General features: G+C 63.6%; 24 protein-coding genes. 13 read left to right on the top strand and 11 right to left on the bottom strand.

Annotated elements, in window-relative coordinates; translation table 11 throughout:
• The first annotated feature begins 10 nt into the window (after positions 1–10).
• Positions 11–559 (top strand): TATA-box-binding protein, encoded by a 549-nt coding sequence (locus tag DJ74_RS01755; RefSeq protein ID WP_094526113.1) that lies wholly within the window; start codon positions 11–13, stop codon positions 557–559.
• Here the strand turns inward: DJ74_RS01755 and DJ74_RS01750 are convergent, their stop codons facing one another.
• From DJ74_RS01750 to DJ74_RS18500, 5 genes are all read right to left on the bottom strand, one after another.
• Positions 560–1,282, bottom strand: a complete 723-nt coding sequence (locus DJ74_RS01750; protein WP_094526112.1) for a M48 family metallopeptidase — start codon at positions 1,280–1,282, stop codon at positions 560–562. It abuts the gene before it with no gap.
• Positions 1,275–4,241, bottom strand: a complete 2,967-nt coding sequence (locus DJ74_RS01745; protein ID WP_094526111.1) for a type I restriction endonuclease subunit R — start codon at positions 4,239–4,241, stop codon at positions 1,275–1,277. Before DJ74_RS01745 ends, DJ74_RS01750 begins: the two co-directional genes overlap by 8 nt.
• A complete protein-coding gene (locus tag DJ74_RS01740) occupies positions 4,234–5,616 on the bottom strand; it encodes a restriction endonuclease subunit S (RefSeq protein ID WP_094526110.1) in 1,383 nt (460 codons plus the stop codon). Before DJ74_RS01740 ends, DJ74_RS01745 begins: the two co-directional genes overlap by 8 nt.
• Complete coding sequence (locus tag DJ74_RS01735) at positions 5,609–7,114, bottom strand: class I SAM-dependent DNA methyltransferase (RefSeq protein WP_094526109.1); 1,506 nt, start codon at positions 7,112–7,114, stop codon at positions 5,609–5,611. Before DJ74_RS01735 ends, DJ74_RS01740 begins: the two co-directional genes overlap by 8 nt.
• A gap of 147 nt (positions 7,115–7,261) precedes the next feature.
• Complete coding sequence (locus tag DJ74_RS18500) at positions 7,262–7,573, bottom strand: hypothetical protein (protein ID WP_141212644.1); 312 nt, start codon at positions 7,571–7,573, stop codon at positions 7,262–7,264.
• A 169-nt stretch (positions 7,574–7,742) separates the two neighbouring features.
• On the opposite strand from DJ74_RS18500, the gene DJ74_RS18495 reads away from it, so the two are divergent.
• Positions 7,743–8,504, top strand: coding sequence for a C2H2-type zinc finger protein (locus DJ74_RS18495; protein ID WP_176451288.1), 762 nt, complete (start codon positions 7,743–7,745; stop codon positions 8,502–8,504).
• 28 nt (positions 8,505–8,532) lie between these two features.
• Here DJ74_RS18495 and DJ74_RS01730 read toward each other — a convergent pair whose 3' ends face one another.
• Complete coding sequence (locus DJ74_RS01730) at positions 8,533–9,615, bottom strand: type I restriction endonuclease (RefSeq protein WP_094526108.1); 1,083 nt, start codon at positions 9,613–9,615, stop codon at positions 8,533–8,535.
• Between the two features lie 409 nt (positions 9,616–10,024).
• Positions 10,025–10,756, bottom strand: coding sequence for an MBL fold metallo-hydrolase (locus tag DJ74_RS01725; RefSeq protein WP_094526107.1), 732 nt, complete (start codon positions 10,754–10,756; stop codon positions 10,025–10,027).
• 326 nt (positions 10,757–11,082) lie between these two features.
• Here DJ74_RS01725 and DJ74_RS18985 point away from each other — a divergent pair, with 326 nt between their 5' ends.
• Complete coding sequence (locus DJ74_RS18985; protein ID WP_176451287.1) at positions 11,083–11,259, top strand: hypothetical protein; 177 nt, start codon at positions 11,083–11,085, stop codon at positions 11,257–11,259.
• Positions 11,260–11,342: 83 nt separating this feature from the next.
• A complete protein-coding gene (locus DJ74_RS01720) occupies positions 11,343–12,353 on the top strand; it encodes a hypothetical protein (protein WP_254922122.1) in 1,011 nt (336 codons plus the stop codon).
• A 264-nt stretch (positions 12,354–12,617) separates the two neighbouring features.
• On the opposite strand, the gene DJ74_RS01715 is transcribed toward DJ74_RS01720, so the two are convergent.
• A complete protein-coding gene (locus DJ74_RS01715) occupies positions 12,618–14,297 on the bottom strand; it encodes a Na+/H+ antiporter NhaC family protein (RefSeq protein ID WP_094526105.1) in 1,680 nt (559 codons plus the stop codon).
• A gap of 254 nt (positions 14,298–14,551) precedes the next feature.
• On the opposite strand from DJ74_RS01715, the gene asd reads away from it, so the two are divergent.
• The 3 genes from asd to DJ74_RS01700 all read left to right on the top strand — a co-directional run bounded on the left by asd (position 14,552) and on the right by DJ74_RS01700 (position 16,572).
• Positions 14,552–15,598 carry an aspartate-semialdehyde dehydrogenase gene (gene asd / locus DJ74_RS01710; protein ID WP_094526104.1) on the top strand — a complete coding sequence of 349 codons (1,047 nt, stop codon included), beginning with the start codon at positions 14,552–14,554 and terminating at the stop codon, positions 15,596–15,598.
• Between the two features lie 56 nt (positions 15,599–15,654).
• The gene (locus DJ74_RS01705) at positions 15,655–15,867 is read left to right on the top strand and encodes a hypothetical protein (RefSeq protein WP_094522073.1); all 213 of its coding nucleotides are present in this window, start codon (positions 15,655–15,657) and stop codon (positions 15,865–15,867) included.
• Positions 15,868–15,945: 78 nt separating this feature from the next.
• A complete protein-coding gene (locus tag DJ74_RS01700) occupies positions 15,946–16,572 on the top strand; it encodes a class I SAM-dependent methyltransferase (protein ID WP_094522072.1) in 627 nt (208 codons plus the stop codon).
• A gap of 17 nt (positions 16,573–16,589) precedes the next feature.
• On the opposite strand, the gene DJ74_RS01695 is transcribed toward DJ74_RS01700, so the two are convergent.
• On the bottom strand, positions 16,590–18,581 hold the full coding sequence (locus DJ74_RS01695; RefSeq protein WP_094526103.1) for a 3-hydroxyacyl-CoA dehydrogenase/enoyl-CoA hydratase family protein: 1,992 nt from the start codon (positions 18,579–18,581) through the stop codon (positions 16,590–16,592).
• 164 nt (positions 18,582–18,745) lie between these two features.
• Between DJ74_RS01695 and DJ74_RS01690 the strand changes: the two genes are divergently transcribed.
• The gene (locus DJ74_RS01690) at positions 18,746–19,342 is read left to right on the top strand and encodes a DNA-3-methyladenine glycosylase (RefSeq protein WP_094526102.1); all 597 of its coding nucleotides are present in this window, start codon (positions 18,746–18,748) and stop codon (positions 19,340–19,342) included.
• A 346-nt stretch (positions 19,343–19,688) separates the two neighbouring features.
• Here DJ74_RS01690 and DJ74_RS01685 read toward each other — a convergent pair whose 3' ends face one another.
• Positions 19,689–21,044: a RimK/LysX family protein gene (locus DJ74_RS01685; protein WP_176451286.1), complete on the bottom strand. Its 1,356-nt coding sequence runs from the start codon at positions 21,042–21,044 to the stop codon at positions 19,689–19,691.
• Between the two features lie 120 nt (positions 21,045–21,164).
• Here DJ74_RS01685 and DJ74_RS01680 point away from each other — a divergent pair, with 120 nt between their 5' ends.
• Both DJ74_RS01680 and DJ74_RS01675 read left to right on the top strand, forming a co-directional pair.
• A complete protein-coding gene (locus tag DJ74_RS01680) occupies positions 21,165–22,433 on the top strand; it encodes a hypothetical protein (RefSeq protein WP_094526101.1) in 1,269 nt (422 codons plus the stop codon).
• Between the two features lie 73 nt (positions 22,434–22,506).
• On the top strand, positions 22,507–23,562 hold the full coding sequence (locus tag DJ74_RS01675) for a succinylglutamate desuccinylase/aspartoacylase family protein (RefSeq protein WP_094522068.1): 1,056 nt from the start codon (positions 22,507–22,509) through the stop codon (positions 23,560–23,562).
• A 101-nt stretch (positions 23,563–23,663) separates the two neighbouring features.
• Here DJ74_RS01675 and DJ74_RS01670 read toward each other — a convergent pair whose 3' ends face one another.
• The gene (locus tag DJ74_RS01670; protein WP_094526100.1) at positions 23,664–24,182 is read right to left on the bottom strand and encodes a hypothetical protein; all 519 of its coding nucleotides are present in this window, start codon (positions 24,180–24,182) and stop codon (positions 23,664–23,666) included.
• 137 nt (positions 24,183–24,319) lie between these two features.
• Here DJ74_RS01670 and DJ74_RS01665 point away from each other — a divergent pair, with 137 nt between their 5' ends.
• The 3 genes from DJ74_RS01665 (at position 24,320) to DJ74_RS01655 (ending at position 26,869) form a co-directional block, all read left to right on the top strand.
• The gene (locus DJ74_RS01665) at positions 24,320–24,775 is read left to right on the top strand and encodes a YbhB/YbcL family Raf kinase inhibitor-like protein (RefSeq protein ID WP_094522066.1); all 456 of its coding nucleotides are present in this window, start codon (positions 24,320–24,322) and stop codon (positions 24,773–24,775) included.
• 76 nt (positions 24,776–24,851) lie between these two features.
• Positions 24,852–25,712 carry a TatD family hydrolase gene (locus DJ74_RS01660; RefSeq protein ID WP_094522065.1) on the top strand — a complete coding sequence of 287 codons (861 nt, stop codon included), beginning with the start codon at positions 24,852–24,854 and terminating at the stop codon, positions 25,710–25,712.
• Positions 25,709–26,869 (top strand): SDR family oxidoreductase, encoded by a 1,161-nt coding sequence (locus DJ74_RS01655; protein ID WP_094526099.1) that lies wholly within the window; start codon positions 25,709–25,711, stop codon positions 26,867–26,869. The genes DJ74_RS01660 and DJ74_RS01655 overlap by 4 nt, the downstream gene beginning before the upstream one ends.
• The last annotated feature ends 99 nt before the right edge of the window (positions 26,870–26,968 follow it).

Genomic DNA, 26,968 nt, shown 5'->3' with positions numbered 1-26,968 from the left:
CGACTAATCTGTGCCGTCTGTCGAGATCGTCAATGTTGTCGGGATGATTACATACCGTCAGGAGTTAGATCTCCAAGCCTTAGCTGAGACATTTTCTGAGCGCGATGAAATTGCAGACCTTACATACGAACCAGCCGACAATCACTGGTTACAGACTCGATTTAATCCAGACGATTCGTATGTTGCCTTCTATCGGTCTGGCCGATGTTCTGTCGCTGGTGCGGATTCAGTTGAGCATTTCCACGAGATAGCAAACAGAGTGACAGCTGTCATGCGAGATCTGTTGGAATTTGATTACGAACCAGAGCTGGAAGTGAGTAATATCGTTGCGACGGCTGAGCTTGATCTAACAGTCTCATTAGAGATTTTGGCGGTTCACCTCGGGATGGAATCCGTTGAATACGAACCAGAGCAATTCCCCGCGCTGTTGTTCCGCGGTTCGGATCACACTATACTCTTATTCTCAAGTGGAAAGGTGGTCTGTACTGGTCTTACTGAGATCTCAGATGTATCGAATGCAATAGCTGAAATGGCTTCACGGATCGAATCAGTCCAGTAATTAGAGGTCGTCTTTAGAAAAGACCAGCTGTGTTCCGTTGTCCTCTAACCAGTGAGCGTGTTGTTGATACTCCGGATCATATTTTTCGACGAGTGACCAGAACTCGTCAGTATGGTTTTGCTCACGGAGATGGGCCAACTCGTGAATGACAATATAATCTACAACGTTTGAAGGGGCCATCATCAACCGCCAATTCAAACCGAGAGTTCCAGTAGTAGAACACGACCCCCATTTCGTCCGTTGATTTCTGACCTCGATCTTGTCGTACTCGACTCCCATCTCCTCGGCGAAGTGATTGGCCCGGTCCTCAAAGAGTTCCCGAGCTTTCCGCCGATAAAGAGTCTCCAAAGCCCGCTTGATAGAAGTCTGTTCCACATGGTGCTTTGCCAGCCGAAATTCGTTCTCTACAATTTGTGAAGCTGGCCGCTGTTCCACGACAATCTCGTACTTTTCCCCGAGATACGGAAATCGTTCTCCTTCTTCAAATTCCCGATCAGGGATTTGCTCACGATAGGTGTCGTACTTTCGCTTCTTTTCCAGAACCCACACGGCGTTCTCCTTGAGAAGCTCCTCGGGGTCCGTGGTAGAGTCTTCTGGAAGAACCACCCGAACCCCATGTAAATCCACATCAATCCGTGGTTGCGTTGCCTCGTCGCTCTGGCGCACCTCATAGGCGACGTTCTCCCCTTGAAGTGTGACCTTCCGGGGTGCCGTTTCAGGCATAGTTGTTCACGAGATAATTCCGGATCGCGTCTACGAGTGGGTCGTCAATGAGGTCGGGCCGGTTGTACTCAAGCGCGACCACATCGAGGATCAGCTCCTCTACATCTTGTTCGGTCGCCTTGTTCGTCTCCCACCCTGAATAGCCACGATCCACGCGATCCTCAAACTGATCGACAATAGAATCTGCTATGTCGGCGGCCTTCCCCCGTTCAAATTCCTCGTCAAGCTCCTCTGTTATGTGATTCTCAATAGCATATTTGGCACGTTCATCGGCGTCGTCTCCGGCTTCTTTCTCGACTTCAATGACTTCTTCTTCAACTGATTTGAGTGCCTCTACAGCCTCCGGATCAGCCACGTCACCGCCTTGCCAACGTTCAACAATTTCTGTCACCCGTTCGCTTAAACGCTGATAGCGCGGGTTCTGACCCGTTCTCGGATGAAGATGATCCTGAGTGGCGTGAGCGATTTGGGAGGCTTTCACGCCGGGATTGTCCAGCCCTTCTACGTCTTCGAGAAATTCCTCACCGAGCTTGTACGTAGGGAAGTCGTCGCGAATCTCCCCTACGTCCACGTTTTCGTTGATTATCTGGCGTGTCTTCTCCCGCATATCGTCTTCGGGGGCTTCCTTCCCCGAGGTCGTCCGTTCAAAGGCCACCTGAATACGGCTTAACCACTTGTACTGATCCTGAATCCCTTCCTCAATCAGCCGACCATCGGGGGCGACAGATTCGTAGAGGTTCTGGAGCCGGCGGAAGCCCTGTTTGAATTCGCGGCGTTCGGGGTGCTTGCTGATCCGTGAGACGGCGGCGTTCGTAGCCTCTTGGGAATCGTCTTTCGGGATCCCGTCGAAAATGTCCATAACCGTCGCTAACTGGTCAACGAGATCGTCGAATAGCTCTTCCTCGTCACGGGCCGCGTATGCCTTCGTCTCGGCGTCGTAGTCGAGGGCGTCGTCAATGTTCTCAAAGACCCCTTGGAAGTCCACGATCTCCCCGTTCTGTTTCCCATCCGCTGGCCGATTTGTCCGGGCAATCGCTTGGAGGAGATTGTGGTCTTTCAGGTTCCGGTCCAAATACATCGTCTTCAGGATCGGAGCGTCGAAGCCCGTTAGGAGCATATTGTGAACGACGAGAAGGCTCGGATCCTCGTCGGGTTCTTTGAAGCTTTCAACGATACTGTCGCGCTCCTCGGGGTCCGTGTGGAACTTCCGAATGAGTTCGGGATCGTCGTTGGTGGATGTATAGAGAACTTCGACGGCGTCCTCTCCCCGACGCTCTCGCAAGCGCTCGCCATACATCGCCGCTGATCGCCGGCTCGGAGTGACAACCATCCCCTTCCAGCCGTTTGGCGCGACCTTCTCCTGATAATGGGCGTCAATCTCTTCGACGGCCCGATCAACCCGAGGTTCGAGTTCGGCCATGGTCCGGCTGGTGACGTTATCCGAAATGAACTCTCGCTTCTCCTCGGTCGTCATCCCACGGAATTCCTGTTCGAACTTCTCATCAAGGGCGTCTTCCGAGACCTCCCACTCCATCTCGTGCCGGAGGGTGAAGTAGACCGGGAGAATGAGGCCGTCTTCGATCCCCTGTTTGACCGAGTACCGATGGAGATAGTCCTCGCCTTCGGGACTGAACTCGGTGAACGTGTTCCGGTCCTTCTCTCGCTCCCCTTCCCGCACCGGGGTTCCGGTGAAACCGAAGTGCGAACTGTTGGGGAGTGCGGCGTCGAGACGGCTTCCGAGGTCGGCCTCCATGAATCGGTGGGCCTCGTCGGACATGACGATCACCTCGTCGTTCCCTTGGGTATTCGGCTCCACATCTTGGAACTTCTGAATAGTCGTGAGAACCAGTTGGCTACTTCCTTCTTCGATCAGTTCTTGGAGGTGATCGATAGATTTGGCCTCTGTCCATTTAGCCAGCGAGAGGTTCGAAAGCTGGTCCCGCATTTGGCTGTTGAGCTTGTCCGTATCGACGATGATGAAGACTTGCGGGTTGCGGGCTACCTCGCTCCGAGAGAGAAGGTTCTCGGCGGCATAGAGCATTGTAAATGATTTGCCACTTCCTTGCGTGTGCCATATGAGTCCCCGGTCGTGGACACCCTCACGGACTCTGTCGAGGATCCTGTTGACCGCGTAGTATTGGGTGTATCTCGGAATGATCTTGGCGTCGCCACCGGCCCGCTTCTCGAAAAAGACGAAGTTCTTGAGGACGTCTACAAGAGTCGCGGGATTACAAAGGGCTTGGACGGCCTGTTTCATCGGATTGTCCTCGTCGGCGTACTGTTCGGGGGCCTCGTTCCACAGCTCGTAGAATTCGTCAGGGGCACCCACAGAGCCGTACCGGAACTCCATGGTGTCGGCGGCGACGTTGAACAGTCCGGGTATGAACATCCGGGGAACGTCTTCCTCGTACTGATGGAGGTCGCTGATGGCGTCGTAGTAGTCGTTGTCCTGAGCTACCGACTTCAATTCCATCGTGACGAGGGGGATCCCGTTGACGAAGAGAGTCACGTCCGGGCGAATGGTTGCTCCTCGGGAGACAGAGAACTGATTGACAGCGTGGAATCGGTTTGATTCTAAGAAGTCGTCCGGATCGAAGTCAATTAAGTCAACGTAGACCGTGTCGTTGCCGCCGCGGGCGTTCTCGATTCCAAATGTCTTGCCCTTACTGAGCAGTTCGTGGAAGTTCTGATTGCCTTCCAGTAGGTTCTCGTAGTCAAGCTCCCGACGGAGCGAGTTGAGGAACCGATCGACGTTGTCCTCGGTGATCTCCTCGTTGATTTCGATTATTTGCTCTTTCAGTAGGTTCCAGTAAATGACCTCGTTACTCCGGCGGTCGTACTTTCCGTCGAGAACGTTCGCACCTCGGCTTCCGTCTTGGCCATGTACTTCCCAACCGACGGCGTCAAGCCATGAAAGGAGGGACCGTTCGACGCCGCCTTCGTTGGGGACGCTAACCATGTTGGGCGATTTCGTCGGGCACCTCTATGTTATTGTCGGTTGTTCTGACTTTTCCAGAGAGAAGATCCTGTTGGAGGCCGCGTTTTAGACGGATGAGTTGGTCGTGATATTCTCTCTCTTTCTGAATCTGTTCGGTATGTGAATCGAGAATCTTGACGATTCGATTCTGTTCCTCACGAGAGGGTAAGTGGACTGGAACTTTTTGGAGATCCTCAAGATTTATTCCCTGTACAGCTTGACCTTTTGTATGGCGCTGGAAATAGTTATGCGGTGTTGAGCTTTCAAGGTAATACCGTATGAATTCCGGATCTGCTCCATCTACTCTTATCCGAGCAGTATCCTGAGTGAGGTTCCCGCCTTCTAACTCTGCTGGCACAAAGCCCATTCGTCCTACCGTACCGCGAATAGTAAAGAGTAGATCCCCTTCATTGAGTTCTGCTCTGTCATACTTTTCATGTATTTCAGGATCTGTATGAAGTAGATCGTCTGTCTGTACCTCCCCATTAGTAATGTTCTCTACCTTGACCACCGGTACTCCTCCGGGATAGTGGTCACCCGGTTTCACTATTCCATAAGTGATTGAGGCGTCGTCCGCGACAATATCTTCTAAGGGGAGAACATTCCATCCTTTCGGGGCCGACCCATACTTTGTTTCTTGATAGGTATTGTCTCCAGTCGATCGGAGTTGGCCGTCAGAATCTACACCATAGCGGAAAATATCCTGTATTAAGCCGCTTTTGACTTCCTCTCTCTTGGAAATGATTTCCTTAGTCTTCTCAATCGCCCGGTCAACCGTGTAGAGTACGGTGACGATCTTGCGCTGTTCAGAGAATGGCGGAAGAGAAATATCTAATTCGCGTCGAAATACACTAAACGGAACACGCTGGCGTCCAGTTGAACCACGCATTCGTGAGACAGCATAGTTGTGAACTGGATACGATTTGGCAAGATAGTACAGGAACCAAGGATTGATTTGATCCGTTTTTGGGGAGAGTACGGCGTATTCTGTTGATCCGATCCCAACTGTAGTGTCCATCCTCGGAACAAACGCCGCTTTACCGTTTTCTGTACACGGAGTAATTCGAGCGAATAGTGTATCGCCAGTTGTGAACGTCTTCCCACTATACTCGGAAGCATTTCTTTTTCCGAAGTATTCGGGCCATGGAAGCTCTGTGTCGAGAGCGTCCATTTCTATGTAGGTGTTCGGTTCTGAGTCCGGTTTCGGGTTCGGATTCACGTCGTACACATCGGAACCATTGATAAGTTCCCATCCTTCCGGCACCTCACCCCAAAACCGACTCTCTCTAATCTCTATTTCCTCGCTCTCCGCGTCGGTAGACTCAGCAAATTCGTCCAACGTAGCTTCTTCACTCATAATCCAATACCTCCATGTGTTGGCTTATTTGAGACTCAATCTCACCTCGTTCTGCCTGTAGCTCTCTCAACCTCGCCAGTTCTTCCTTAACGTCTATCTCTTCTTCAGGCTCGGTCGTATCGACGTACAGAGCAATATTGAGGTTGTGGTCGTTCTCCCGAATCTCATCCAACGAAACAGTTCGACTCACACGTTCCTCGGTTGTCCACCCACGGAAGTTCTCAACAATGTGGTCAAGCCCATCCTCCGTTAGTTCATTCTGGTTTGAGAGTTCCTTGTAGAAATCCTCATCGGCGGCGTGGATGAACTGGACCTCGTTCTCCCGTTCCTCTGGCTTTTCCGTATTCAACACGAGAACGGCTGACGGGATCGAATTGTTCTGGAACAGGTTCTCGGGGAGTCCGACAATTGCCTCCACCATATCGTTCTCCAACATTGCCTTTCGATAGCGGCTCTCGTGTTTTCGGAATAGGACCCCATGTGGGACAACAATAGCCGCCTTGCCTCCGGATCCATCTTTTTCAGGAACCTTGAGTTGTTTTGCGATGTGTTGAATGAATGCGTAGTCACCACGATCTGCTCGGGGAAGCTTCTCGTGCCAGTCGAACCGGTTATAGGGATCGTCCTGTAGCTCGTCTTTCGCCCAATCCGCCGAGAAGGGGAAGTTAGCAAGAACCCGATCGAACCGAGTGAGTTCGTTTTCGTCCTCATTAGTGAACGCTGGCTTCGAGAGTGAGTCCTCACGTTCGATGGTTCCGTTTAGCCCGTGAATGGAGAGATTCATCTTCGCGATCGCGGCAATGTCCGGGTTAATCTCTTGTCCGGAGAATCGGAGTTTCTCGGGGTCGCCACTTTGCTCCTCACGGTAGTAGCGGGCCACCTCAATGAGCATTCCCCCGGATCCGACCGTTGGGTCGTGGAACGTTTGACCGTCCTCAAAGTCGTCTACGAGCCGCACACAGAGGTTGACGATATGCGGGGGTGTGAAGAACTGGCCGCCCGATTTCCCTTCTTCTTCGGCAAACTGACGAACGAGGTCCATGTACGCTTCTCCGAGCATATCCGGAGGGATACTGTCCCGGTCGAGGTCGTGTGTGGAGAGGTGTTCGACCAGCTTCCCAAGTCGATCGTCGTCAAGGGCGTCGGCGTCGATATAGTCGGCTCGGAAGACACCTTGTAGCTCGGGGTTCGCGTCGGTGACGGCGTCGAAAGCCTCGTTCAGCGCTTGGTCAACGTTGTCGCTGACGCTCCGGAGGTCGTCCCACAGATAGCCTTCGGGAACAACGGGAACGTCGTAGAGCTTCGGGCGTCGGGCGAGGTCTTCGTCACCGTACTTCTCGACGTTCTTTTCGTATTGCTTCTCGTATTCGTCCGAGATCGCCTTGTAGTAGACGAGCGGGAGAATGAACTCTTTGTAGTCAGTCGGATCGACGGCGTCTCGAATTATGTCGGCACATTTGAAGAGGTGAGAATCGAGGTCGGGGAGTGACAGCGACATAGAGGAGTAGTATGTTCAGGGGGTCATATCTCCTGTGGTGTAGTTGAGAGTAAGGTAGGTAGATAGTCGAAAAATTAGGACAGGGAGAATAAATCAGAGAGTAACTGTTAGGTAGCGGTATACGTTTAAAATATACTAATGAACAGATTACTTCCAAAACTTCTCTGGATCGGAGGATACAATTACATCTTTGCTGTCAATTGATCCAATACTAAAATTTTGTTTGGGGGTATTTATTTCTCTTAGACTAATAGATCTGTCTGAAAACCCAACAGGACGGATCTCCGTTGTAATGTTATCGCACTTGAAATACTGTGTATCTGAATCGGATGTTCCACCTTTGCGACTTCTAAGATAGAATCTGTTTCCATTTTGCCACTCTCTTAACCACCGCTCATCGTAGTAGACACGCTCCATTTCACTTGCTTCCTTAAGCCTGTCAAGCAGTTTTGAATCCATAACTCCCATTCTATAATAACAATTAATTAATTTTACCCAACAGTATCTTATAGATAATATCGAATCTCATACATTCCGCCACGGTGCGCTTTTCAGGTTCGAGTAGCCGTATTATAGTCGGATTTGCTCGCTCCAAACTTTTATTGTCAATACATATCTATGAATGCGTATGCCTTACCTCCAGAAGAGTACTGACCCAACAACCTTGATCAATAAAGAAAATAAGCCGAATCTGAGCTGTTCGGTTCCCTTTCGGCATGTGATCGAATCATTTCCAGAGCAGTTCCCAATTCCGGCCTCAATCATCAAACTTGGGTTACTGACAAGGCACTTAGAGGCTGAATCAGAGAGATATGAAGTTGATACCATGAATATAGATATTGAGTCTACCTCAACTACCGTTGTCCCACCACAGACATTGGCGCGGATAAGATGGTTATTATCTAATTATACTTCAGATTTGACTGACCCTGAAAAGGATAGAATCGGTGATCTGTGTTCAGCGTCCGGACTAAATCGACCACCAGAGATGGGATCTGATGATATACAAGAGATCAAGGCTACTTCAAAGACTGCTATTGATAGTGCCATATTCGACCTACAGAGTTCGAAAAATTTCGAATGTGAATACTGTGGAGATGAGTATGACTCTATAGCGGCATTAAATGGTCATCTCGCAAATTGTGATGATTATGAGAAGGAATACACCTGTAGCAAGTGCGGTGAGTCATTTTCAACAAAGCGTGGATTGAAAAAGCATAAAAAAGAGGATTGCGAGGAGAACCAATCATCTGAAAGCTCATCTAAAAAACGACCTTCGTTTGGTAAAGAAATTAGAAAAGATAGGGGTTCTGAACGTGTTTCTGGACGAAGCCCATTCGCAGATCCGAAGAAACTGAAGGATACCGGCCTCCATCAGGGAGGGGGATAATTGTCTACCGTTAGGAATGAACCTCTCACTACCACCCTCCCTCAAATTGAATCGTAAATTCGTATTGCTGTAATAATCGCTTGAGTTCTCGCTGTTTTTGTCCAGAGCTTAGGTTGACCTCAAGATAATACCCTCCAGCAATTTTCCGAGGTTGCTTCATCTGCTTCCCTTCAAAGCCGGTCTCTTCATGGATGATAGGACGTGTCTTTCCCGGTATGTACGGAAGTGGTTCAATTTTAGAAATGAGATTGTGATTTTCCATTAGATAATTAACGGCTTCAATAAACGCGTCAACCTGTTTTGACGCACCGAACTCCGCAAGCTCCTTCTCCCCATCAAAGACTGTAATCTGGTAAGACGCGTTGGAGTCCGTACCATTTTCTTCAACTATAGCTTGAGGTGGTTCTTCTAAGCCGTCTCGGTCAGGTGAATCTCCGTCACTATTGATTTCATTCTCAATATCACCGATTAGACGGTCAATCATCTCCTTTGCTTGAGACTCCGTCTGGGGAGTGATCTTCCCCGAAACCCGTTCAGAGAACAGTTCCGCAACTTCCGTCGCTAAATCATCCTTCTCTCTTTCAAGTGTCGTCCGTGCTTCGCGGAGTTCCTTGATTCGGTTGAGAATCTTTTCCCACTCGTTGCTCTGGATTGCGTCCTTGGTGAATGCTCTTAGTGTTGTGACCCTCTCAGGAAGACTCTGGAGGCCCGTTCTTCCGAGCGTATTCACGTTGACTTTGGTTTCAATCACTTCTCGCCGGTAGAACTCGTATTCTTTTCCGTTCGTGAGGATACCCAAATTCACGTCTTCGTTCTTGAGATAGGCTTCTAACTGCTCTCTGTGCTTGTCCGTAAGCGACGTGTCTACGCCTTTGGCTTCGAGGAAGGCAACGGGAGTGCCGTCCAGTATCAGAGCGTAATCGACCTTGTAGGTCTTCCCAAAGGCTTCTACAGAGTATTCCAGTTGGGTGTTATCGGGGATCGTCCAGTCGAGAAGGTCGAGAAAGTCACGTAGAACGGCGGCTTTCGTATTGGCCTCATCCATCTGTGGGGCCGCCTCAATAGTCGCTTGAGCGTGATCGACGTAGTCTTTCACCGCGTCCTCATCCATAGATGGTCGTAGTTCAGACGGTTATCATATCAAAGTATTCGATAGGAGGTGGAAAACTCTCTGAACCTTCGGTGACCCTTGCGGCACAAAGGCGCTGTTTTATATCGGGTGGTATCCTGTGTATTAGGTGAGAACCGGTATAGGTCCCATCCTTCAGTTCGCGCCCGAAGATCGCAATTGGGTCTGAGGGCGCTTGTGGAGGCTGAGACGCGGGTTCGATTCTCGCACCCGGACCTTCTCACGACGACCGCAGGGAGGAGTGACAAGGCCGGAAGGCGAAATTGAATCACGCGAGACGAGCGGAGCGAGTCTCGCCTCGGGTTCGATTCTCGCACCCGGACCTTCTGGCGGCGAGCGACACTCCGAGCCGCGAGGCTTCGCGGAGAACCGAAGCGGAGAGGTCGCCTGGCTAGAACGCGACGCGCTCGCCGTCTTCGGGGACCGCCACGCCCTCCGTCTCCGACCGGAGCTCCTCGCGCGAGAGCAGACAGTGGTTGATCGCCTCCATGTGGACCACGGCGACCGCCGCGTCGGTGGCCTCGCGGACGGCGGCGACGTCGTCGACGCCCATCGTGATCGGCGGCCCCTGATTGAACCGCGCCTCGCCGCCGTTGAGCACGACGGCGTCCGGCTCGAACCGGTCCAGCGTCTCCGCGACGGGCTCGTACCAGACCGTGTCGCCGGCGACGTACAGCGTCTCGTCGCCGTCGAGGACGAAGCCGGAGACGGGACCCATCTTCTCGGCCAGTTCCCCGTGGCCGTGGCGACCGGGGGTCCGGTGGAGGTCGACGCCCGCGAACGACGCCGCGTCCTCGACGGGTCGCACGTCGGTGAACCCCTCGTCGACGAACGCGTCGGCCTCGCTCGGCTGGCAGAACACCGGGACGTCCGGATCGAGCGCCTCCGTCGCCGCGTCGTCGAAGTGGTCCGGGTGGCGGTGGGTGACGATCACCGCGTCGTGCGACAGGTCGACGTCGGGCATCGGGACGAGCGGGTTCGCGCGGTCGTTCGGCGTGTCGTCGATGGGCGGCAGCGCGCCCCGAGACGCGAACAGCGGGTCGACGAGGAAGGTGCTCCCGTTCACGGTCGCGAGGACGGTGGCGTTGCGGACGAGAGTGACGCTGAGGTCGGGGGCGGACATACGGGTCCGTTCGGCGAGCGCGCGGTTGTGGCTTGCGGCGGGACAACGCCCCCGCGGCGGCGCTCGAAGGTCCGGAGAAGCCCGAGCGCCAACCGGGCCGGCTCTGAGCGGACGGAGATGGCGCCCTCGGAGCGGGAGAACCGTCGGCCTAGCCACCGCGACGCGACCGTCAGCACCACGTGGCCGTCGGCCGGAGTGGCGGTTCGATAGGCCGCGCCAAAATCCGTTCACGGCGCCGGAGTCGCCCGAACTGTTCGCGTAACGCACCGTGTATTTATGTGCCGGACGGGCGTCGTGTCCCCCGTCATGTACGGACGTGAGTCGCCGTGAGACGCCGGAATCGTATCCGAGCGGGAACCGGGGCCGACGCGGGCGGTCTCGCGGGCCGCAGGCGGCGCGACGGACCGCCGCTCAAGGAGGGGTTCGAGCACGACATGGGCGACCGGGAGGCGGACGCGACTCACTGCGTCTCTGGCTCGTCGGTGCGCGACGAGGCCCGATGACCGCCGAACGCGACGCGGACGGCGGCGGCACCGGCGAGGCCGCCGCCGATCGACCCGACACCGGCGACGACGACACCGACACGATGCGCGGGCGGGCCGGCGAGAGCCGGGTGAAGCTGTGGCTCCTGTTGCGCGCGGACCGGATCGTCGTCGCCGGGGTTCTGACAGTCCTCGTCTTCGCCGCGACGGTCGCGATCGCCGCGGGGATCTCGCCGTCGCTCGCCGGGAAGGTCGAGGCGAAGGACCCGATCGAGACGCTGTTCTCGGCGATGATCACGGCGATCGTCACCGGGGCGACGCTCGTCGTCACGATCGGCCAGCTCGTGCTCACGCAGGAGAACGGGCCGCTCGGCGACCAGCGCGACCGAATGGACGGCTCGCTCGCCGTCCGGGACAGCGTGGCGGCGCTCCTCGGTTCGCCGGCGCCGACGGACCCTGCCGCGTTCCTCGACGCGCTTCTCGGCGCCGCGTCGGACCGCGCCGACGCACTTCGGGAGTCTGTACGCGACCGCGGCGCGGACGGGTCCGGCGAGGCCGACCGCCGCGACGAGCCCGCCCTCCGGGAGGATGTCGACGGACTGGCGTCGTCGGTCGGCGAGAGCGCCGACGCCGTGCGCGACCGGCTCGACGGCGCTCGGTTCGGCTCGTTCGACGTGGTGTTCGCCGCCCTCGACTTCCCGTACGGCCGCGAGATATCGCGCGCGGAGCGCGTCGCCGCCGACCACGGCGAGTCGCTCACCGCCGACGAGCGCGACCTCCTCGGGGACCTGACGGAGGCCCTGTCGCTGTTCGGTCCCGCCCGCGAGCACGTGAAGACGCTGTACTTCCAGTGGGCCCTGATCGACCTCTCGCGACTGATCCTGTACGCCGCGGTGCCGGCGCTGGTCGTCGCGGGCGCCATGGTCGCGGTCGTCGACGTCGGGACGTTCCCGGGGCGCACGCTCGGGGTCGACCACCTCACGCTGGTCGTCGCGGGCGCGTTCGCGGTCACGCTGCTCCCGTTCTCGCTGTTCGTCTCCTACGTGGTCCGCGTCCTCACCCTCGCGAAGCGGACGCTCGCCATCGGACCGCTGGTGCTGCGGGACACGGAGTAGGCGAGCGCGGCCGCTCTCCGGGGGAGGAATGTCGCCCGCAACACTAACGACCGGTCTCATCTCCGGCGGCGTGCCGCGTCGACCGGGAAACCCTCGTGGCGGGCGGTCGCCTGCGCGGCGACGGGCGGGTCGCGTCAGCGACCGGATGTGACGCGCCTGGGTTCTCCGCGCTGTCATCGCTCCCATCGGGGAGTACTCGGGCGGGGACTGAGGGCGCGCGTCCGACGATAGCCGGCGGACGCGTTTAAAAGGTCCGCCGCGCGCTCAGTCGTCCTGCTCGGTGCCGGCGACGATCACGGCGCCGCTCTCGTCGTCCTGCCGCTCCGACACGGAGACCGGGTCGATCCCGCGCCGGGAGGCGTCGAACTCCGAGAGCAGGTAGACGAGGCCGGCGAGCAGGAGCGCGCCGAACGGGAGCAGGGCGAGCGGCGTTACCCGGGTGACCCCCCAGACGACGAGCAGGAGGACGACCACGGCCGCGACCGTGACCGCGTAGTAGATCTGCGTGCGGACGTGGTCGATCAGGTCGGCGCCGGTGAACGTCGCCGAGAGGACGGTCGTGTCGGAGATCGGCGAGCTGTGGTCGCCGAAGATGGCGCCCGAGAAGATGACGCCGACCATCGCCGCCACGAGCGTGTGGCCCGCCGCGCCGCCGCCGCTGATCTCCCACGCGATCGGGATCGCGATCGGGGTGACGATCCCCATCGTCCCCCACGAGGTGCCGGTCGAGAACGCGATGAGGCCGGCGACGACGAACACGAGCGCCGGCAGGAGGGAGGCCGAGACGGAGCCCACGGCGACGTTCGCGACGTAGGCGCCGGTGCCGAGCGCGTCGATCGCCTCGCCGATCCCCCACGCGAGCACGAGGATGGAGGCCGCGGTGAGCATGATCCCGAACCCGTCGATCGTGTACTCGGTCGCGTCGCCGACCCCGAAGATGTCGTAGGCCCGTCCGAGGACGAACCCGCTGGCGACCATCGCGAACGAGCCGATCATCAGCGCGACCTCGTAGGAGGCGTTGAGCGCGGCGTCCCACAGCCGCCCGCCGGCCGCGCCGAACTCGCCGGCGAGGAGGTCGCCGCCGAAGCCGACCGGCGAGAACTCGCCGGACCACAGCGCGGTCCCGATCGTCACGGCGATCAGCACCGCGACGGGCACGAAGAAGTTGGCGAGCCGCGGCGTCGACGCCGGGGGATCGCCGAGCTCGCCGGCGACGTCCTGCATCGGCACCGCCTCGTCTCGGGTCACCTTCCCGGCGGTCCACGACCGGTGTTCGGCCGTGAGCATCTCGCCGTAGTCGCGGCCCGAGCCGACGATCAGGAGGACCATTACGATCGCGAGGATGGCGTACATATTGAACGGGATCGAGGAGACGAACACCTCGAAGGTGCCGGGCCGGTTCGCCGCCGCGACCCCGGCGGAGTCGTACCCCTCGGCGATGAGCGAGAGTTGGAACGCGACCCACGAGGAGATCCCCAGCGTCGCCACCGGCGCGGCGGTGGAGTCGACGATGTACGAGAGCTTCTCGCGGGAGATCCGGAGGCGGTCGGAGACGTCCTTCATCGCCGACCCCACGATCGCGGTGTTCGCGTAGTCGTCGAAGAAGAGGACGATCCCGAGCCCCCAGGCGACGAGCCCGGCCTGTCGCTGGGAGTCGAGGCGGTCGAGCGCCCAGTCGCGGACCGCGGCGGTGCCGCCGAGGTTCCACACCATGGCGACGCCGGAGCCGAGAAGCAGGGTGAACACGAGGATCGTCGCCTGAAACTCGTCGGAGACCGCCGCGACGATCCACTCGAACGTCTGGACGATCCCGAGCCCGCCGGTGACGATGACGGCCCCGGACCAGATGCCGAGGAACAGCGAGAGCACCGCCTTCCGGGTGATCACCGCGAGGACGATCGCGAGCAACGGCGGGGCGACGGACAGCGCTCCGAAGTCGGTCATGGCCACCACCACTCACGCGAGAGTATTTAATACCTCCCCGACACGAGAGTTGACGTATCACCGGAAATATAACTTATAGGCGAATTTACATAGCTGTATATTGGCTGTGAGCGACCGTTCGTCGATCTGTGATCGCTCTCGACGATGGATCGTCGACCGGCTCGGTCGACGCTACGACGGCGGTCACCGCCCGCGACCGGCGGAATCGGCGCGTATCCGAACGCACTTACGTCCCTGTGACCGACCCACGCGCAATGTCTGTACGAGTCGGCATCCTCGGCGCCACCGGCGCCGTGGGTCAGCGGTTCATCCAGTTGCTCGACGATCACCCGACGTTCGACCTCGCGGCCGTCACCGCGAGCGCGGACAGCGCCGGGAAGACGTACCGCGAGGCCGCCAAGTGGCGCGTTGACACGCCCATCCCGGAGAGCGTCGCGGAGATGACGGTGACGGAGACGACGCCCGCGGGGATCGCGGACGACGACGTCGACCTCCTGTTCTCCTCGCTCCCCTCGGGAGTCGCCGCCGAAGTCGAGCCCGCCTTCCTGGAGGAGGGGTACGTCGTCTCCTCGAACTCCTCGAACGACCGCATGGCGGCGGACGTCCCGCTCACGATCCCGGAGATCAACCCCGGCCACCTCGACCTGATCGAGGTCCAGCGCGACGAGCGGGGCTGGGACGGCGCCCTCGTGAAGAACCCGAACTGCTCGACGATCACGATGGTGCCCACCCTCGCGGCGATCGACCGGTTCGGCCTAGAGAGCGTCCGCGTCTCCACGCTACAGGCGGTCTCAGGCGCGGGCTACTCCGGCGTCACCTCGATGGAGATCCTCGACAACGCCATCCCGCACATCGGCGGCGAGGAAAACAAGATGGAGACGGAGTCGCGGAAGCTCCTCGGCGAGTTCGACGGCGCGGAGGTCAACCTCCACGAGGCCGACGTCGCCGCCTCCTGTAACCGGATCCCCACCCTCGACGGTCACTTGGAGAACGTCTTCGCCGAGTTCGCCGAGGACCCCTCGGCCGCGGACCTCCGCGAGGCGATGCGCTCGTTCGAGGGCGTCGGCTCGCTCCCGAGCTCCCCGGACCAGCTCATCAAGGTGTTCGGCGAGGACGAGCCGGAGCGCCCGCAGCCCCGCCTCGACCGCACGTACGCGGACGGGATGGGCATCGTCGCCGGCGGCGTCCAGTCGACCGACGCCGGCGCGAAGTACAACTGCCTCGCACACAACACGATCCGCGGCGCGGCGGGCGCCTCGCTGCTGAACGGCGAGCTGCTCGTCGAGGAAGGGTACGTCTAAGCGAGCCGACCCGCGACCGTCAGAAACTTACTTCTCCGCGTTCCGCTCCCGACGCTATGTCAGAGACGACCCTCGAACGGTCCCTCCGCAGGGGCGTCGCCGTGCTCCTCGTCCCGCTGTCCGGCGCGACGACCCTCCCCGAATTCGTCGAGTCCGCGCTGCCCGGAATCTCGAACGTCCTCGGCGCCGCGCTGTTCGTCGCGGCCGTCGCGTACCTCGTCGTCAGCGTCGGCGGACAAGTGGTCTCGGCGGCCGACACCCCGCTGTAGTCGAACGGCGAAGCGAGGGACCGGCGGTCGCCTCCGGCGACCGAAGGCTTCAACAGCCGCGTCTCGGATTCGGCTCACATGGTGGACAAAGACGTCGTTCGTCGGGGCTACGACGCGCTCGCGGAGACGTACGCCGCCGACCGCGGTCGGGAGGGTCGCGGGAGAGCGATCCTCGCTCGGTTCCGCCGGTCGCTGCCCGAGTCGGCGCGCGTCCTCGACGCGGGGTGCGGGCAGGGAGCACCCGTGTTGCGCGACCTGAGCGCGTCTGCGACCGCGACCGGGCTGGACGTCTCCCGAACGCAGTTGGAGTTGGCCGCCGAGAGCGTTCCGGACGCGTCGCTCGTGCAGGGCGACGTGGCCGCGCTCCCCTTTCGCGCCGATTCCTTCGACGCGGTGACGGCGTACCACTCGCTGATCCACGTCCCGCGGGACCAGCGCCGACGGGTCCTCGAGGAGTTCGCTCGCGTGCTCGTCGACGGCGGACGGCTGCTCCTCTCGGAGGGAACGGACGAGTGGGCGGGGACGAACCCGGACTGGCTCGACACCGGCGTCGAGATGCAGTGGTACATCGCCGGGGCCGCCCGGACCCGCGAACACCTTCGAGAAGCGGGCTTCACCGTCGAGGCCGAGCGGGAGGCCGCCGACTCTCTAGACGACGGGAACGAGGGGCGGTGGACGTTCTTCGCCGCGGAGCTGGGGAGGTAGGCGGAGCGAACGGAACCTCACTTCCCTTCGAACTCCGGCTCGCCGTCGCCCATGAACGCCGTGACGCCCTCCATGAGGTCGTCCGTGTTCATCACGTGGCCGAAGCCCATCGCCTCCACCTCCAAGCCCGCCTCGCCGTCGGTGCGGCCGGCGTGCATCGCGCGCTTCGTATACTTCTGGGCGATCGGCGGGCCGGCGGCGAGCGACTCGGCCAGCTCGCGCCCGCGCTCGGCGAGTTCCTCGCCGGGGACGACCTCGTTGACGAAGCCGTAGTCGGCCAGCGTCTCGGCCTCGTAGCGCTCGGCGGTGAAGATGATCTCCTTCGCGCGCCCCTCGCCGACGATCCGGGCGAGGCGCTGCGTACCACCCCAGCCCGGGAGGAGCCCGAGGTCGTGCTCGGGCTGGCCGAGCTCGGAGCGGTCGGAGGCGATCCGCATGTCGGCCGCGGTGGCGAGCTCCATCCCGCCGCCGAGGCAGTAGCCGTCGATGGCGGCGACGACGGGGCTGTCCGACGCCTCTAGCTTCCCGAACGTCTGCTGCCCCTGCCGCGAGAGCTCGACGGCGCTTATCGGCTCCGCGCCGCCGGCGGCCATGCTCTGGACGTCGGCGCCGGCCGAGAAGGCGCGGTCGCCGGCGCCGGAGAGGAGGATCGCCCGTACCTCGTCGTGCTCGTCGAGCCGGTCGATCGCGTCCGCGAACTCGTCGAGCAGCTCCCCGCTGATCGTGTTCATTCGGTGCGGGCGGTCGATCTCGACGTGACCGACCCGGTTCTCGACGGCGACGTTGAGCGTGTCGTAGTCCGCGAGCGCGTCGTCGCCCTCGGCGTCTTCCCCGTCGTCGGTCCCGCCGTGGAACCCGCCCGCCTCGGCGGCCTCGCGCAGGTAGTCGGTCGCCTCGTAGCGCGCCTCGCCGGTCTCCTCGCGGAGGTCGTCGAGGACGTCGACCAGCTCGTCGAGCCCCTCGCCGTCGGCCAGCTTCGCGGGGCCGTCGGGGAAGCCGGCACCGAGCATCACGGCGCGGTCGATGGCGGGCGCGTCGGCGACGTCGTTCCCGATCAGCCCGGCGACCTCGTTGGCCATCACGGCGAGGAGCCGCTTCCGGACGTCCCCGTCGATCGCGTCCGAGGGGATCTGCGCGCCCTCGCCGTCCTCGTAGTCGTAGAAGCCCGAGCCGGTCTTCTTCCCGAGCGTCTCCGCCTCGACCTTCTCGACGAGCAGCGGGCAGGGGCGGTACGCCTCGCCGAGGGTCTCGTGCATGTAATCCAGCACGTGGTACCCCACGTCGATCCCGACCTGGTCGGCGAGCTCGAACGAGCCCATCGGGAGCCCCATGTCGAACTTCGTCGTGGAGTCGACCGCCTCCATCGTGGCGTCGCCGGACTCGACGATCCACGCCGCCTCGTTCATCAGCGGGACGAGGATTCGGTTGACGATGAAGCCGGGGCTGTCCTTCCGGACGCGGACGGGGGTCTTCCCCATCGACTCCGCGAGCCCCTCGATCAGTTCGAGGGTGTCCTCCGAGGTGTGCTTCCCGGAGATGACCTCGACGAGGTCCATCCGGACCGGCGGGTTGAAGAAGTGCATCCCGCAGAAGCGCTCGGGCCGGTCGGTGACCTCGGAGAGCTCGGTGATCGAGAGGCTGGAGGTGTTGGTGACGAAGACGGCCTCTTCGGGCGCGTACTCGACGACCTCGTCGTACACGTCCTTCTTGATGGCCATCTTCTCGGGGACGACCTCGACCACCACGTCGGCCTCGGCCAGCGACTCCTCGAGGTCGACGTACGCCTCGACGCGGTCGAGCGCCGCCTCGGCCTCGTCGTCGCCGATGCGGTCCTTCTCGGCGAGCTTGCCGAGCGACCACTCGATCTGGTCGTAGCCGTCCTGGACGAACTCCTCTTCGATGTCCCGCAGCGCCACGTCGTAGCCGGCGAGGGCGGCGACCTCCGCGATGCCGTGGCCCATATTTCCGGCACCGAGCACCGTCACGTGCTGGACGTCTTCCAGTTGCATACGGCAACGGTCGGAACCGTCATGGTTGAACGTTTCCATCTTCCAAACGGGAAACCCAAGGTAAGTTTATATCGGGTCCGACCCGCGGGCCGACGGGGTCGTCGAGAGCGTAACCGCGGCCGCGACCGAAACGGTCGGGTGGCTCCGGCCCGAACCCCGGACCGATGGACGACCGAGTCGCGGCGACCCTGCGGGAGGACCCGACGATGGCGGCGCTTATCGACCGACACGGTCGGCTCGCGATCGAGCCCGCGGCCGACGAGTTCGCGCGCCTCTGCACCTCGATCGTGAACCAGCAGCTCTCGACGGCCTCCGCGGCGGCCATCCGCGAGCGGTTCCTGGACGTCCTCGGCGGCGACCCGACGCCGGACCGCGTGCTCGCGGCCGACGAGGGCGCCCTGCGCGAGGCCGGGCTCAGCGGGACGAAGGTCGAGTACCTGCGCGCGACGGCCGAGGCGTTCCGCGACGGCGACCCCGACCTGACCCGCGAGGGGCTGGCCGACGCGAGCGACGAGGCGGCCGTGGGCCGGCTCACCCAGATCCGCGGCGTCGGCGAGTGGACCGCGCGGATGTACCTGATCTTCGCGCTCGGACGCGAGGACGTGCTCCCGCTCGGCGACCTCGCGGTGCGGAAGGGGATCGAACAAGTGTACAACGATGGGGCGGAGCTGACTCGGGGAGAAATGCGGGAGATCGCCGAGGCGTGGCGCCCGTACCAGAGCTACGGGACGCGGTACGTCTGGGCCGAGTACGAGTCGTGAGCTGTTGCCCCCGGTTCGACGGTGGATCGTTCAAACGTCCCAGCCGCTCGCTTATAAATAGGTGATTGCGGAGTAACGGTGAACACTTCCAAAGTCCCAGCCGTGAGGACTCGCGGGACCGCCGGAAGACGGTCCTGCTCGCTCACTTCGTTCGCTGCGCGTGCTGCGACTTCCGTGCTCCCGCTCGCTTCGCTCGCGGGACCGCGACCGCCCCGCACCTCACGCCTCCCCAGCCTCGTCGGTCGCCTGCGGCGACCGACTCCCTCGCGGTCTCCTCGCGGTCGCCGGTGGCGACCGCTCGGAGGCGCACCACCGTGATTCCTTAAATAGTCGACCGCGAACCCGTCTACTCCTCCTCTTCGAGGATCTCGCCGGCCTCGGTGCGCTCCGTCTCGTCGGTGTCGGCGCGCCGTCGGACGTCGACGCGGTAGTCCGTGAGGATGTCGCGGCCGAGGAGGAGCGGGTACTCCATGTGGCCGCGGTCCTCGACGCTGGCGGTGACGGTGTGCTGGTTCCCGCCGATACCGATCACGAGGTCGACGACGGGGCGGGCCTTCCCGCCCTTCACGCTGCCCGACTTCACGCGCGTCATGCTCTTGATCGGGCCGGCGCCGATCTCGGCGGCGAGCTGGGTGTCGATGCTCGTCCGGGTCGCGCCCGTGTCGGACTTCGCGAGCGCCTGCGTGGAGCCGGAGGTGCCGGTGACGACGACCTCCTCGATGTAGCCGATGTCGGGCTGTTCGGTCGGGCTCGGCTTCGGGGCGGGCGCGCAGGAGGGCCGCGAGTCGTCGAGCGTGGCCGCGATGCGCTCGACCTCGTCGTCGTCGACCTCGCCGCCGACCGTCTCGATAGCGAGCCGCGCGATGTGGGGGGCGGGGCTCGTGCCGGTCGCCTCGTAGAGCCCTTTGAACCCGGCCGTCGGGTTCACTTCGAGGACGTACCAGCCGTCGTACCCCTCGACGAGGTCGACCCCGGCGTAGTCGAGGTCCATCACGTCGGCCGCGTACAGCGCGGTCTCGGCGGCCTCCTCGGGCATGTCGTCGGTGGCGTCCTCGACCGCGCCGCCGAGCGCGACGTTGGTGCGCCAGTCGCCCTCGGGCGCGTAGCGGTACATCGAGCCGACGATCTCGTCGCCGACGATGTACACGCGCAGGTCGCGGTGCTCCTCGTCGTCGCGGTCGATGAGCTTCTGGAGGAACGCCTGCCGGTTCCCCACCTTCGGGTTCACCCGCTCGGTGAGGTCGACCTTCCACGTGCCGCCGCCGTGCGTCCCGATCGCGGTCTTGTAGACGCCGACCTCGCCGAAGCGCTCGCGCCCCTCGTTGAGCCGGTCGTTCGAGAGTGCGAGCAGCGCGTCGGGCACGCGGATGTTCCAGTCCGCGAGCGTCGCCGCCGTCGCGAACTTGTGGATCGACGCGAGCACGGCGTTCGGCTCGTTCAGCATCGGCCTGATGCGCTCGAACGTCGTCGCCAGCCCGAGCAGTTCGGCGGGCTGGTCGGTGTTCGACAACAGCAGGCGGTTCGCGATGACATCGACGGCGGGCTCCACCGAGACGTCGCCGTCCTCGACGCTGATCGCGGCGTTTTCCTCGCGGAGCCAGACGGGCTCGTGCCCCAGGTCTTCGACCGCGTTGCAGATCGCCTTCGTTTCCTTGCTGTTGTGCAGCGACAGCACTCCCACCCGGACCGGGTCCGAACTCATGCCCACACCTGCGTGGCCCCGGGTAAAAGGTCGCCCGATCGGTGAGGGTCGGCGGCGACAGGGCGAAGACATCGACCGGGGACGCGCACGGTTATTGCTCCGGCGACCGAACGCGGACGCGTGACCGCTATCGTCAGGGCGTTCGCTCGACGCCGCGCGAGGGTGTTCTGCACCGCACGTCGCGCCGACGGCGGTGGGACCGCCGACGCGCTCGAGGCCCTCGTCGGCGAGGTGCGCGCGGACGAGACCGACCCGGCGGAGAGCGCGCGACGCGTGCTCCGAGGGGCGGCCCCGAGCGGCGGCTTCGAACTCGTCCGCGGCGGCGAACCGCTGTCGGTCTCGGACGGGGCGACCGACCGGACCGTGTACCCGTTCCTGTTCGAGGGCGCCGGCGGCGCGGGCGACGACGCGGCGGCCGACCCGATGGCCGTCGACGGCGAGTGGCTGTCGCCGACGGCGTTCCTCACGCGCGAGGCGGCGCCGCGGCTGTGGGAGAGCTACCGCCGCGTCGCGCCCGACGTCGACCTGCTCCGGACCGACGAGACGCACGGCGCCGCGTGGCTCTCCGTCCGGGCGCTGGAGGTGGTCCGCGACACGGCCGGCGCGGTCGCGTTCGGCGCCCTGGACGGCGGGGTCGAGCGGATCGCGGACCGCGCTCGCGCGCTCCGCCGCGCCCGCCCGAGCATGGTCGTCGTTCGGAACCGGGTCGACCGGGCGATGATCGGCTCGGACCGGACCCCCGAAGCGATCCACGACCGCGCCGTCGACGCGCTCGACGACGCGCTCGACGCGGACCGCGAAGCCGCGGAGCGGGCCGCGGCCGCCCTCGCGGACGCGTCCGGGAAGACGGCGACGCTGTCGCGGTCCGGAACCGTCGCGCACACGCTGCGTCGGGTCGGGCGCCCGGTCGTCGTCGGCGAGTCCCGACCGAGCCGCGAGGGGGTGGCCGCCGCGGAGGGCCTCGCCGCCGCCGGCGTCGACGTCACGCTCGCGACCGACGCCGCGCTCCCCGGTCTCGTTCGTGAGAGTGAGGTGGGGTGCGTCCTGCTCGGCGCCGACCGGGTCCTGCCCGGCGGCGACGTCGCGAACAAGGTCGGGTCGTACCCGCTCGCGCTGGCGGCGGCCGAGGCCGCGGTCCCGGTGTACGTCGTCGCCGCCGCCGACAAGATCGCGACGGCCGACGAGGTCGTTCGGGAGTCGGGCGACGCGGCGACGGTGTACGACGGCGACCGCCCGATCGGCGTCGCGAACCCGATCTTCGAGCGCGTTCCGGGGGATCTGTTGACCGGGGTGATAACCGAGGACGGCCCGCTGGATCGGGCGGCGATCGCGGAGCGGGCGCGGGAGCACGCGTCGCGGGCCGAGTGGGTGACCCGACGGGATCCATGACCGGAGACCGCCGGTCCGGCCGCGGGGCGACCGGGTCGTCATATATATACCCCCCGCCCTGCTCCCTCGTGACATGAGCGACGATCGGATGTTCACGTACAACGGCGGCGCGGTGCCGCCGGGCGAGACGCAGAACATCCGCTACGGGATCAGCGAGACCTACCTCGGCGACCCGGTTCGGATCCCAGTGACGATCGTCAACGGCGAGCGCGACGGGCCGACGGTGTTCCTCACGGCGGCCGCGCACGGCGACGAGCTCAACGGGATCGAAGTGGTGCGCGAGGTCGCACACGACTGGGACCTCTCGTCGCTGTGCGGCACCCTCGTCTGCCTCCCCGTCCTCAACGTCCCCGGATTCATCGCACAGCAGCGGTACCTCCCGGTGTACGACCGGGACCTCAACCGCTCGTTCCCTGGCGAGCCCGGCTCGACGAGCTCGAAGCGGATGGCGAACCAGATATACTCCAACTTCATCGAGCCCTGCGACTTCGGGCTCGACTTCCACACCTCCACGCGGGGCCGGACCAACATGCTCCACGTCCGCGCGGACATGGCCGACGCCGGCGTGCACCGCCTCGCGATGGCGTTCGGCTCGAAGGTGATCATCGACAGCGACGGGCCGACCGGCACCCTCCGCGGCGAGGCGACGGCCGCCGAGATCCCCACGATCACGATCGAGATGGGCGAGGCCCACCGCTTCCAGCGCCCGCTCATCGACGACGCCCTCGACGGCGTGCGCTCCGTCTTCGCCGAGTACGGACTGCTCGAGACCGACACGGTGCGGTGGCCCGGCTGGCGGACCATCGTCGCCGGCGCGGGCGAGAAGACGTGGCTCCGCGCCGACTCCGGCGGCATCGTCGACACCCACTTCGAGAGCGGGTCGCTCGTCCGCGAGGGCGACCGGATAGCGACGATCACCAACCCGTTCAAGGAGGACGCGGTCGGGGTCGAAGCCCCCTTCACCGGACTCCTCATCGGACTCTTGGAGAACCCCGTCGTCTACCCCGGCAACCCCCTCTGCCACCTCGTCGAGATCGACGAGGCGGTCCGCCGCGCGATCGAGACCGGGGACTCGCCGACCCCGGTGGGGCAGCCGGAGTCGTCTGAGCCGTCGGAGCCGGCGGACTGAACCGTCGGAGCCGAGGGAGCCGGCGGACTGAACCGTCGGAGCCGAGGGAGCCGGCGGACTGAACCGTCTGAATCAGCGGACTGGGCCGCCTGACGACGCGGTCACGTCACGGTTGTCCCACCGAGCCGTCCGCGGTACGCGACCGCGACGGCGGCGACGACCGCGAAGAAGCCCGCGAGGAACGCGACCGGCTGGAGGAGGACCCGCTGGGCGACCACCGCCCCCGGCTCGCGCGCGACGGTCCGCGTCCAGAACTCGTAGCGCTCGCCTCGGTAGTCGACGATCACCAGCCCGTCGCCGAGCGTCGGCTCAGCGGGGTACGACAGCGAGTCGACGCGGGCGTCCGGTTCCCCGACGCCGAACCCGCCCTCGGCCTCGCGAGCGCGGTCGAACGCCTCTCGGGCCTCGGGGGTGAGGTCGCCGTAGTCGACGACGTCGCCGTCGCTCAGCCCCTCGGCGTCCACCCCGGAATCGGCCACCGACGACCCGCCTTGGACCGGCTGCACCGTATGGGTGTACGCCGGATCGGGTTCGCCGACGGCCACAGGGAGGTACAGCGGGTTCGCCATCAGGAGGACGCCGACCGCGAGGAGGCCGGCGGCCGCGAGGCGGGATACCATTCGGGACTCCCTTCGGCCGGGCCGGGCTTGAGGGTTTCCGCGCTCGCCGTCCGTCGGAACGGCGGATCCGCGGGAACGCTTTTGCCGTCGACGTGACAATCGCAACGTGTCCGGACCAGATCCGGACGGGTGATCACATGAGCGAGCTCAGACTATCGAGTACGGCGTTCGGTGACGGCGAGCGCATCCCCGAGGAGTACGGCTACGCGGAGCGGAACGTGAACCCGCCGCTGCGGATAGACGGCGTCCCCGACGAAGCGGCGGCGCTCGTGCTCATCGTCGACGACCCGGACGCGAAGGAGCCGGCGGGAACGGTGTGGGACCACTGGCTGGTCTGGGACATCGACCCCGGTCGCGAGGCGATCCCCGAAGGCTGGTCGCCGACGGCGGCGACCGAGGGGCAGAACGATTTCGGCGAGCACGGCTACGGCGGGCCGAATCCACCGGACCGCGAGCACACCTACCGGTTCCGGCTCTACGCGGTCGACGAGCCGATCGGCCTCCCGCCGTCCGCCGACAGGGAGGACCTCATCGACGCGATGACCGGGCGGATCGTCGCCAAGGCCCGGATCGAGGGGACGTATCCGCCGTGACGGGCGACGGCGGGCGTCGGAGCCGCAGCGACCTCGCGACCGAGTCCTATATTCCGTCGCGGGCGAACCACCGACCATGACCGAGGACCTCGACACGCCGGTGCTGGACAACCACCTCCACCTCGACCCGCGCCACGGGCGCGGGATCGACGCCGTCGAGGACTTCGTCCGGCTCGGCGGCACCCACCTGCTCGTCGTGAACAAACCCTCGTGGCACCTCGGCGTCGAGCCCGACGAGCCGGCCGACTTCCGGCCCGTCTTCGAGGAGACGCTCGACGCGGTCGCGGCCGCGACCGAGGTCCTCCCGGGCCGCGCCTGGCCCGTCCTCGGCGTCCATCCGGGCCTGATCAGCCGGTTGGTCGACGAACGCGGCTTCGCGCCCGAGGCGGCCCGCGACCTCATGCAGGGCGGCCTGGAGGTCGCGAGCGAGTTCGTCGCCGACGGGCGGGCGCTCGCGCTGAAGTCGGGCCGCCCGCACTACGACGTGAGCGACGCGGTCTGGGACGCCTCGAACGCGGTCACCCGCCGCGCGTTCGAACTCGGCGCCGCGCTCGACTGCGCCGTGCAGCTCCACACCGAGGCCAGCGAGGACCTCACCGACCTGGCCGCCGTCGCCGAGGAGTCCGGACTCGACCCGACGAACGTCGTGAAACACTACGCCGAAGGGCGACTCGCGGGCCCGACTCCGAGCGTGATGAGCGAGAAGGACCGGCTGGAGCGCGCCGCCGACTCCGGCGAGCCGTTCCTGATGGAGACCGACTTCGTCGACGACCCCGAGAAGCCGGGGATGGTGATGGGCCCGAAGACCGTCCCGCGCCGCGTCCGCTGGATGTTAGGGGAGGGGTACGACGAGGCGGTCCGCCGCGCGCACGTCGAGACGCCCGAGGCGGTGTACGGGATCGACACCGAGGCGACCCTAGAGGGACCGACGCCGTGAGCGACGCCGCCGCGGCCGCCCGCGCCGCGCCGCCCGAAGTCCTGTTCACTGGCTTCCCCGGGTTCCTCGGGTCGGCGCTCCTCGAGCGGGTCCTCGCCCGCGGCGACGGCCCGGTCGCCTGTCTGATCCAGCCGCGGTACCGCGACCTCGCCGAGCGGCGCGCCCGGGAGATCGTCGCTGCGGTCGGCGGCGACGCGCCCGGGAACGACGACGTGCCCGGCAGCGACCCCCGCGCCTCGGCCGTCCACCTCTACGAGGGCGACCTCACGGAGCCGAACCTCGGGCTCGGGTCGGCGCTCGACGACCCGGAGCTGCTGGGTGGCGTCGACGAGCTGTACCACCTCGCGGCCGTCTACGACCTGAGCGTCGACGCCGACCTCGCCGAGGCCGTGAACGTCCGCGGGACCGAGCGCGTCCTCGACGCGGCCGAGCGGCTCGACGTCGACCGTCTCCACTACGTGAGCACGTGTTACGTCAGCGGCCGGTACGACGGCGTCTTCACCGCCGACCGCCTCCGCGAGGGCCAGTCGTTCAACAACCACTACGAGGCGTCGAAGTACCGGGCGGAAGTCGCGGTGCGCGAGCGGATGGGCGACGGGCTCCCGGCGACCGTCTACCGCCCGGCGATAGCGGTCGGCGACAGCGAGACCGGCGAGACCGACAAGCTCGACGGGCCGTACAACCTCCTCCGACTGCTCTTCGCGCAGCCGAAACGGCTCGCGGTCGCGTTCTCGGTTCCGGGCGCGGCCGAGACCGAACTGAACGTCGTGCCGCGCGACTACGTCGTCGACGCGATCGCGGCGCTGAGCGCCCGACCGGAGACGGTCGGCGAGACGTTCCAGCTCTGCGACCCGGACCCGCTGACGGTCCCGGCGTTCGTCGCGGCGCTGAGCGACGCCGCCGACCGCCGGACGGTGAGCGTCCCGATCCCGAAGCGGGCGGCGAAGGCCGCGGCCCGCCTGCTCTCGGCCGCGGGGGTCGCCGTCGAGCCGGCGGCGATCGACTACCTCGACCACCCGACCCGCTACCGCTGTCCGAACGCCGAAGAGGCGCTGGCCGGGACCGGAGTTTCGGTCCCGCCGTTCGAGTCGTACGTCGACCGCCTCGTGGCGTTCGCCCGGGAGAACCCGTCGGTCGGCGACGATCCGATGACGTGACGGGCACGTCGAGCGCTCCGCACCAGAGAGCGCGAGCCGCTGGCGCGGCCGGGACGCGACCCGAACGCGGGACGGGAGCGCCGATCCCCCGAATCCCGC

This window comes from Halorubrum sp. Ea8 (assembly GCF_002252925.1).
Classification (GTDB): Archaea; Halobacteriota; Halobacteria; order Halobacteriales; family Haloferacaceae; genus Halorubrum.
The sequence above is the reverse complement of the archived record's forward strand: the minus strand, read 5'-3'. Positions and strand labels throughout refer to the sequence as shown.

What these genes read in the sequence shown, in the direction of transcription:
- DJ74_RS01705 (WP_094522073.1), top strand. Translation starts at nt 15,655, where the DNA reads ATGTCAGAGACGACCCTCGAACGGTCCCTCCGCAGGGGCGTCGCCGTG.
- DJ74_RS01700 (WP_094522072.1), top strand. Translation starts at nt 15,946, where the DNA reads ATGGTGGACAAAGACGTCGTTCGTCGGGGCTACGACGCGCTCGCGGAG.
- asd (WP_094526104.1), top strand. Translation starts at nt 14,552, where the DNA reads ATGTCTGTACGAGTCGGCATCCTCGGCGCCACCGGCGCCGTGGGTCAG.
- DJ74_RS01730 (WP_094526108.1), bottom strand. Translation starts at nt 9,615, where the DNA reads ATGGATGAGGACGCGGTGAAAGACTACGTCGATCACGCTCAAGCGACT.
- DJ74_RS18495 (WP_176451288.1), top strand. Translation starts at nt 7,743, where the DNA reads ATGCCTTACCTCCAGAAGAGTACTGACCCAACAACCTTGATCAATAAA.
- DJ74_RS01670 (WP_094526100.1), bottom strand. Translation starts at nt 24,182, where the DNA reads ATGGTATCCCGCCTCGCGGCCGCCGGCCTCCTCGCGGTCGGCGTCCTC.
- DJ74_RS01695 (WP_094526103.1), bottom strand. Translation starts at nt 18,581, where the DNA reads ATGCAACTGGAAGACGTCCAGCACGTGACGGTGCTCGGTGCCGGAAAT.
- DJ74_RS18500 (WP_141212644.1), bottom strand. Translation starts at nt 7,573, where the DNA reads ATGGATTCAAAACTGCTTGACAGGCTTAAGGAAGCAAGTGAAATGGAG.
- DJ74_RS01715 (WP_094526105.1), bottom strand. Translation starts at nt 14,297, where the DNA reads ATGACCGACTTCGGAGCGCTGTCCGTCGCCCCGCCGTTGCTCGCGATC.
- DJ74_RS01675 (WP_094522068.1), top strand. Translation starts at nt 22,507, where the DNA reads ATGAGCGACGATCGGATGTTCACGTACAACGGCGGCGCGGTGCCGCCG.
- DJ74_RS01720 (WP_254922122.1), top strand. Translation starts at nt 11,343, where the DNA reads ATGCGCGGGCGGGCCGGCGAGAGCCGGGTGAAGCTGTGGCTCCTGTTG.
- DJ74_RS01735 (WP_094526109.1), bottom strand. Translation starts at nt 7,114, where the DNA reads ATGTCGCTGTCACTCCCCGACCTCGATTCTCACCTCTTCAAATGTGCC.
- DJ74_RS01660 (WP_094522065.1), top strand. Translation starts at nt 24,852, where the DNA reads ATGACCGAGGACCTCGACACGCCGGTGCTGGACAACCACCTCCACCTC.
- DJ74_RS01665 (WP_094522066.1), top strand. Translation starts at nt 24,320, where the DNA reads ATGAGCGAGCTCAGACTATCGAGTACGGCGTTCGGTGACGGCGAGCGC.
- DJ74_RS01740 (WP_094526110.1), bottom strand. Translation starts at nt 5,616, where the DNA reads ATGAGTGAAGAAGCTACGTTGGACGAATTTGCTGAGTCTACCGACGCG.
- DJ74_RS01690 (WP_094526102.1), top strand. Translation starts at nt 18,746, where the DNA reads ATGGACGACCGAGTCGCGGCGACCCTGCGGGAGGACCCGACGATGGCG.
- DJ74_RS01750 (WP_094526112.1), bottom strand. Translation starts at nt 1,282, where the DNA reads ATGCCTGAAACGGCACCCCGGAAGGTCACACTTCAAGGGGAGAACGTC.
- DJ74_RS01725 (WP_094526107.1), bottom strand. Translation starts at nt 10,756, where the DNA reads ATGTCCGCCCCCGACCTCAGCGTCACTCTCGTCCGCAACGCCACCGTC.
- DJ74_RS01745 (WP_094526111.1), bottom strand. Translation starts at nt 4,241, where the DNA reads ATGGTTAGCGTCCCCAACGAAGGCGGCGTCGAACGGTCCCTCCTTTCA.
- DJ74_RS01685 (WP_176451286.1), bottom strand. Translation starts at nt 21,044, where the DNA reads ATGAGTTCGGACCCGGTCCGGGTGGGAGTGCTGTCGCTGCACAACAGC.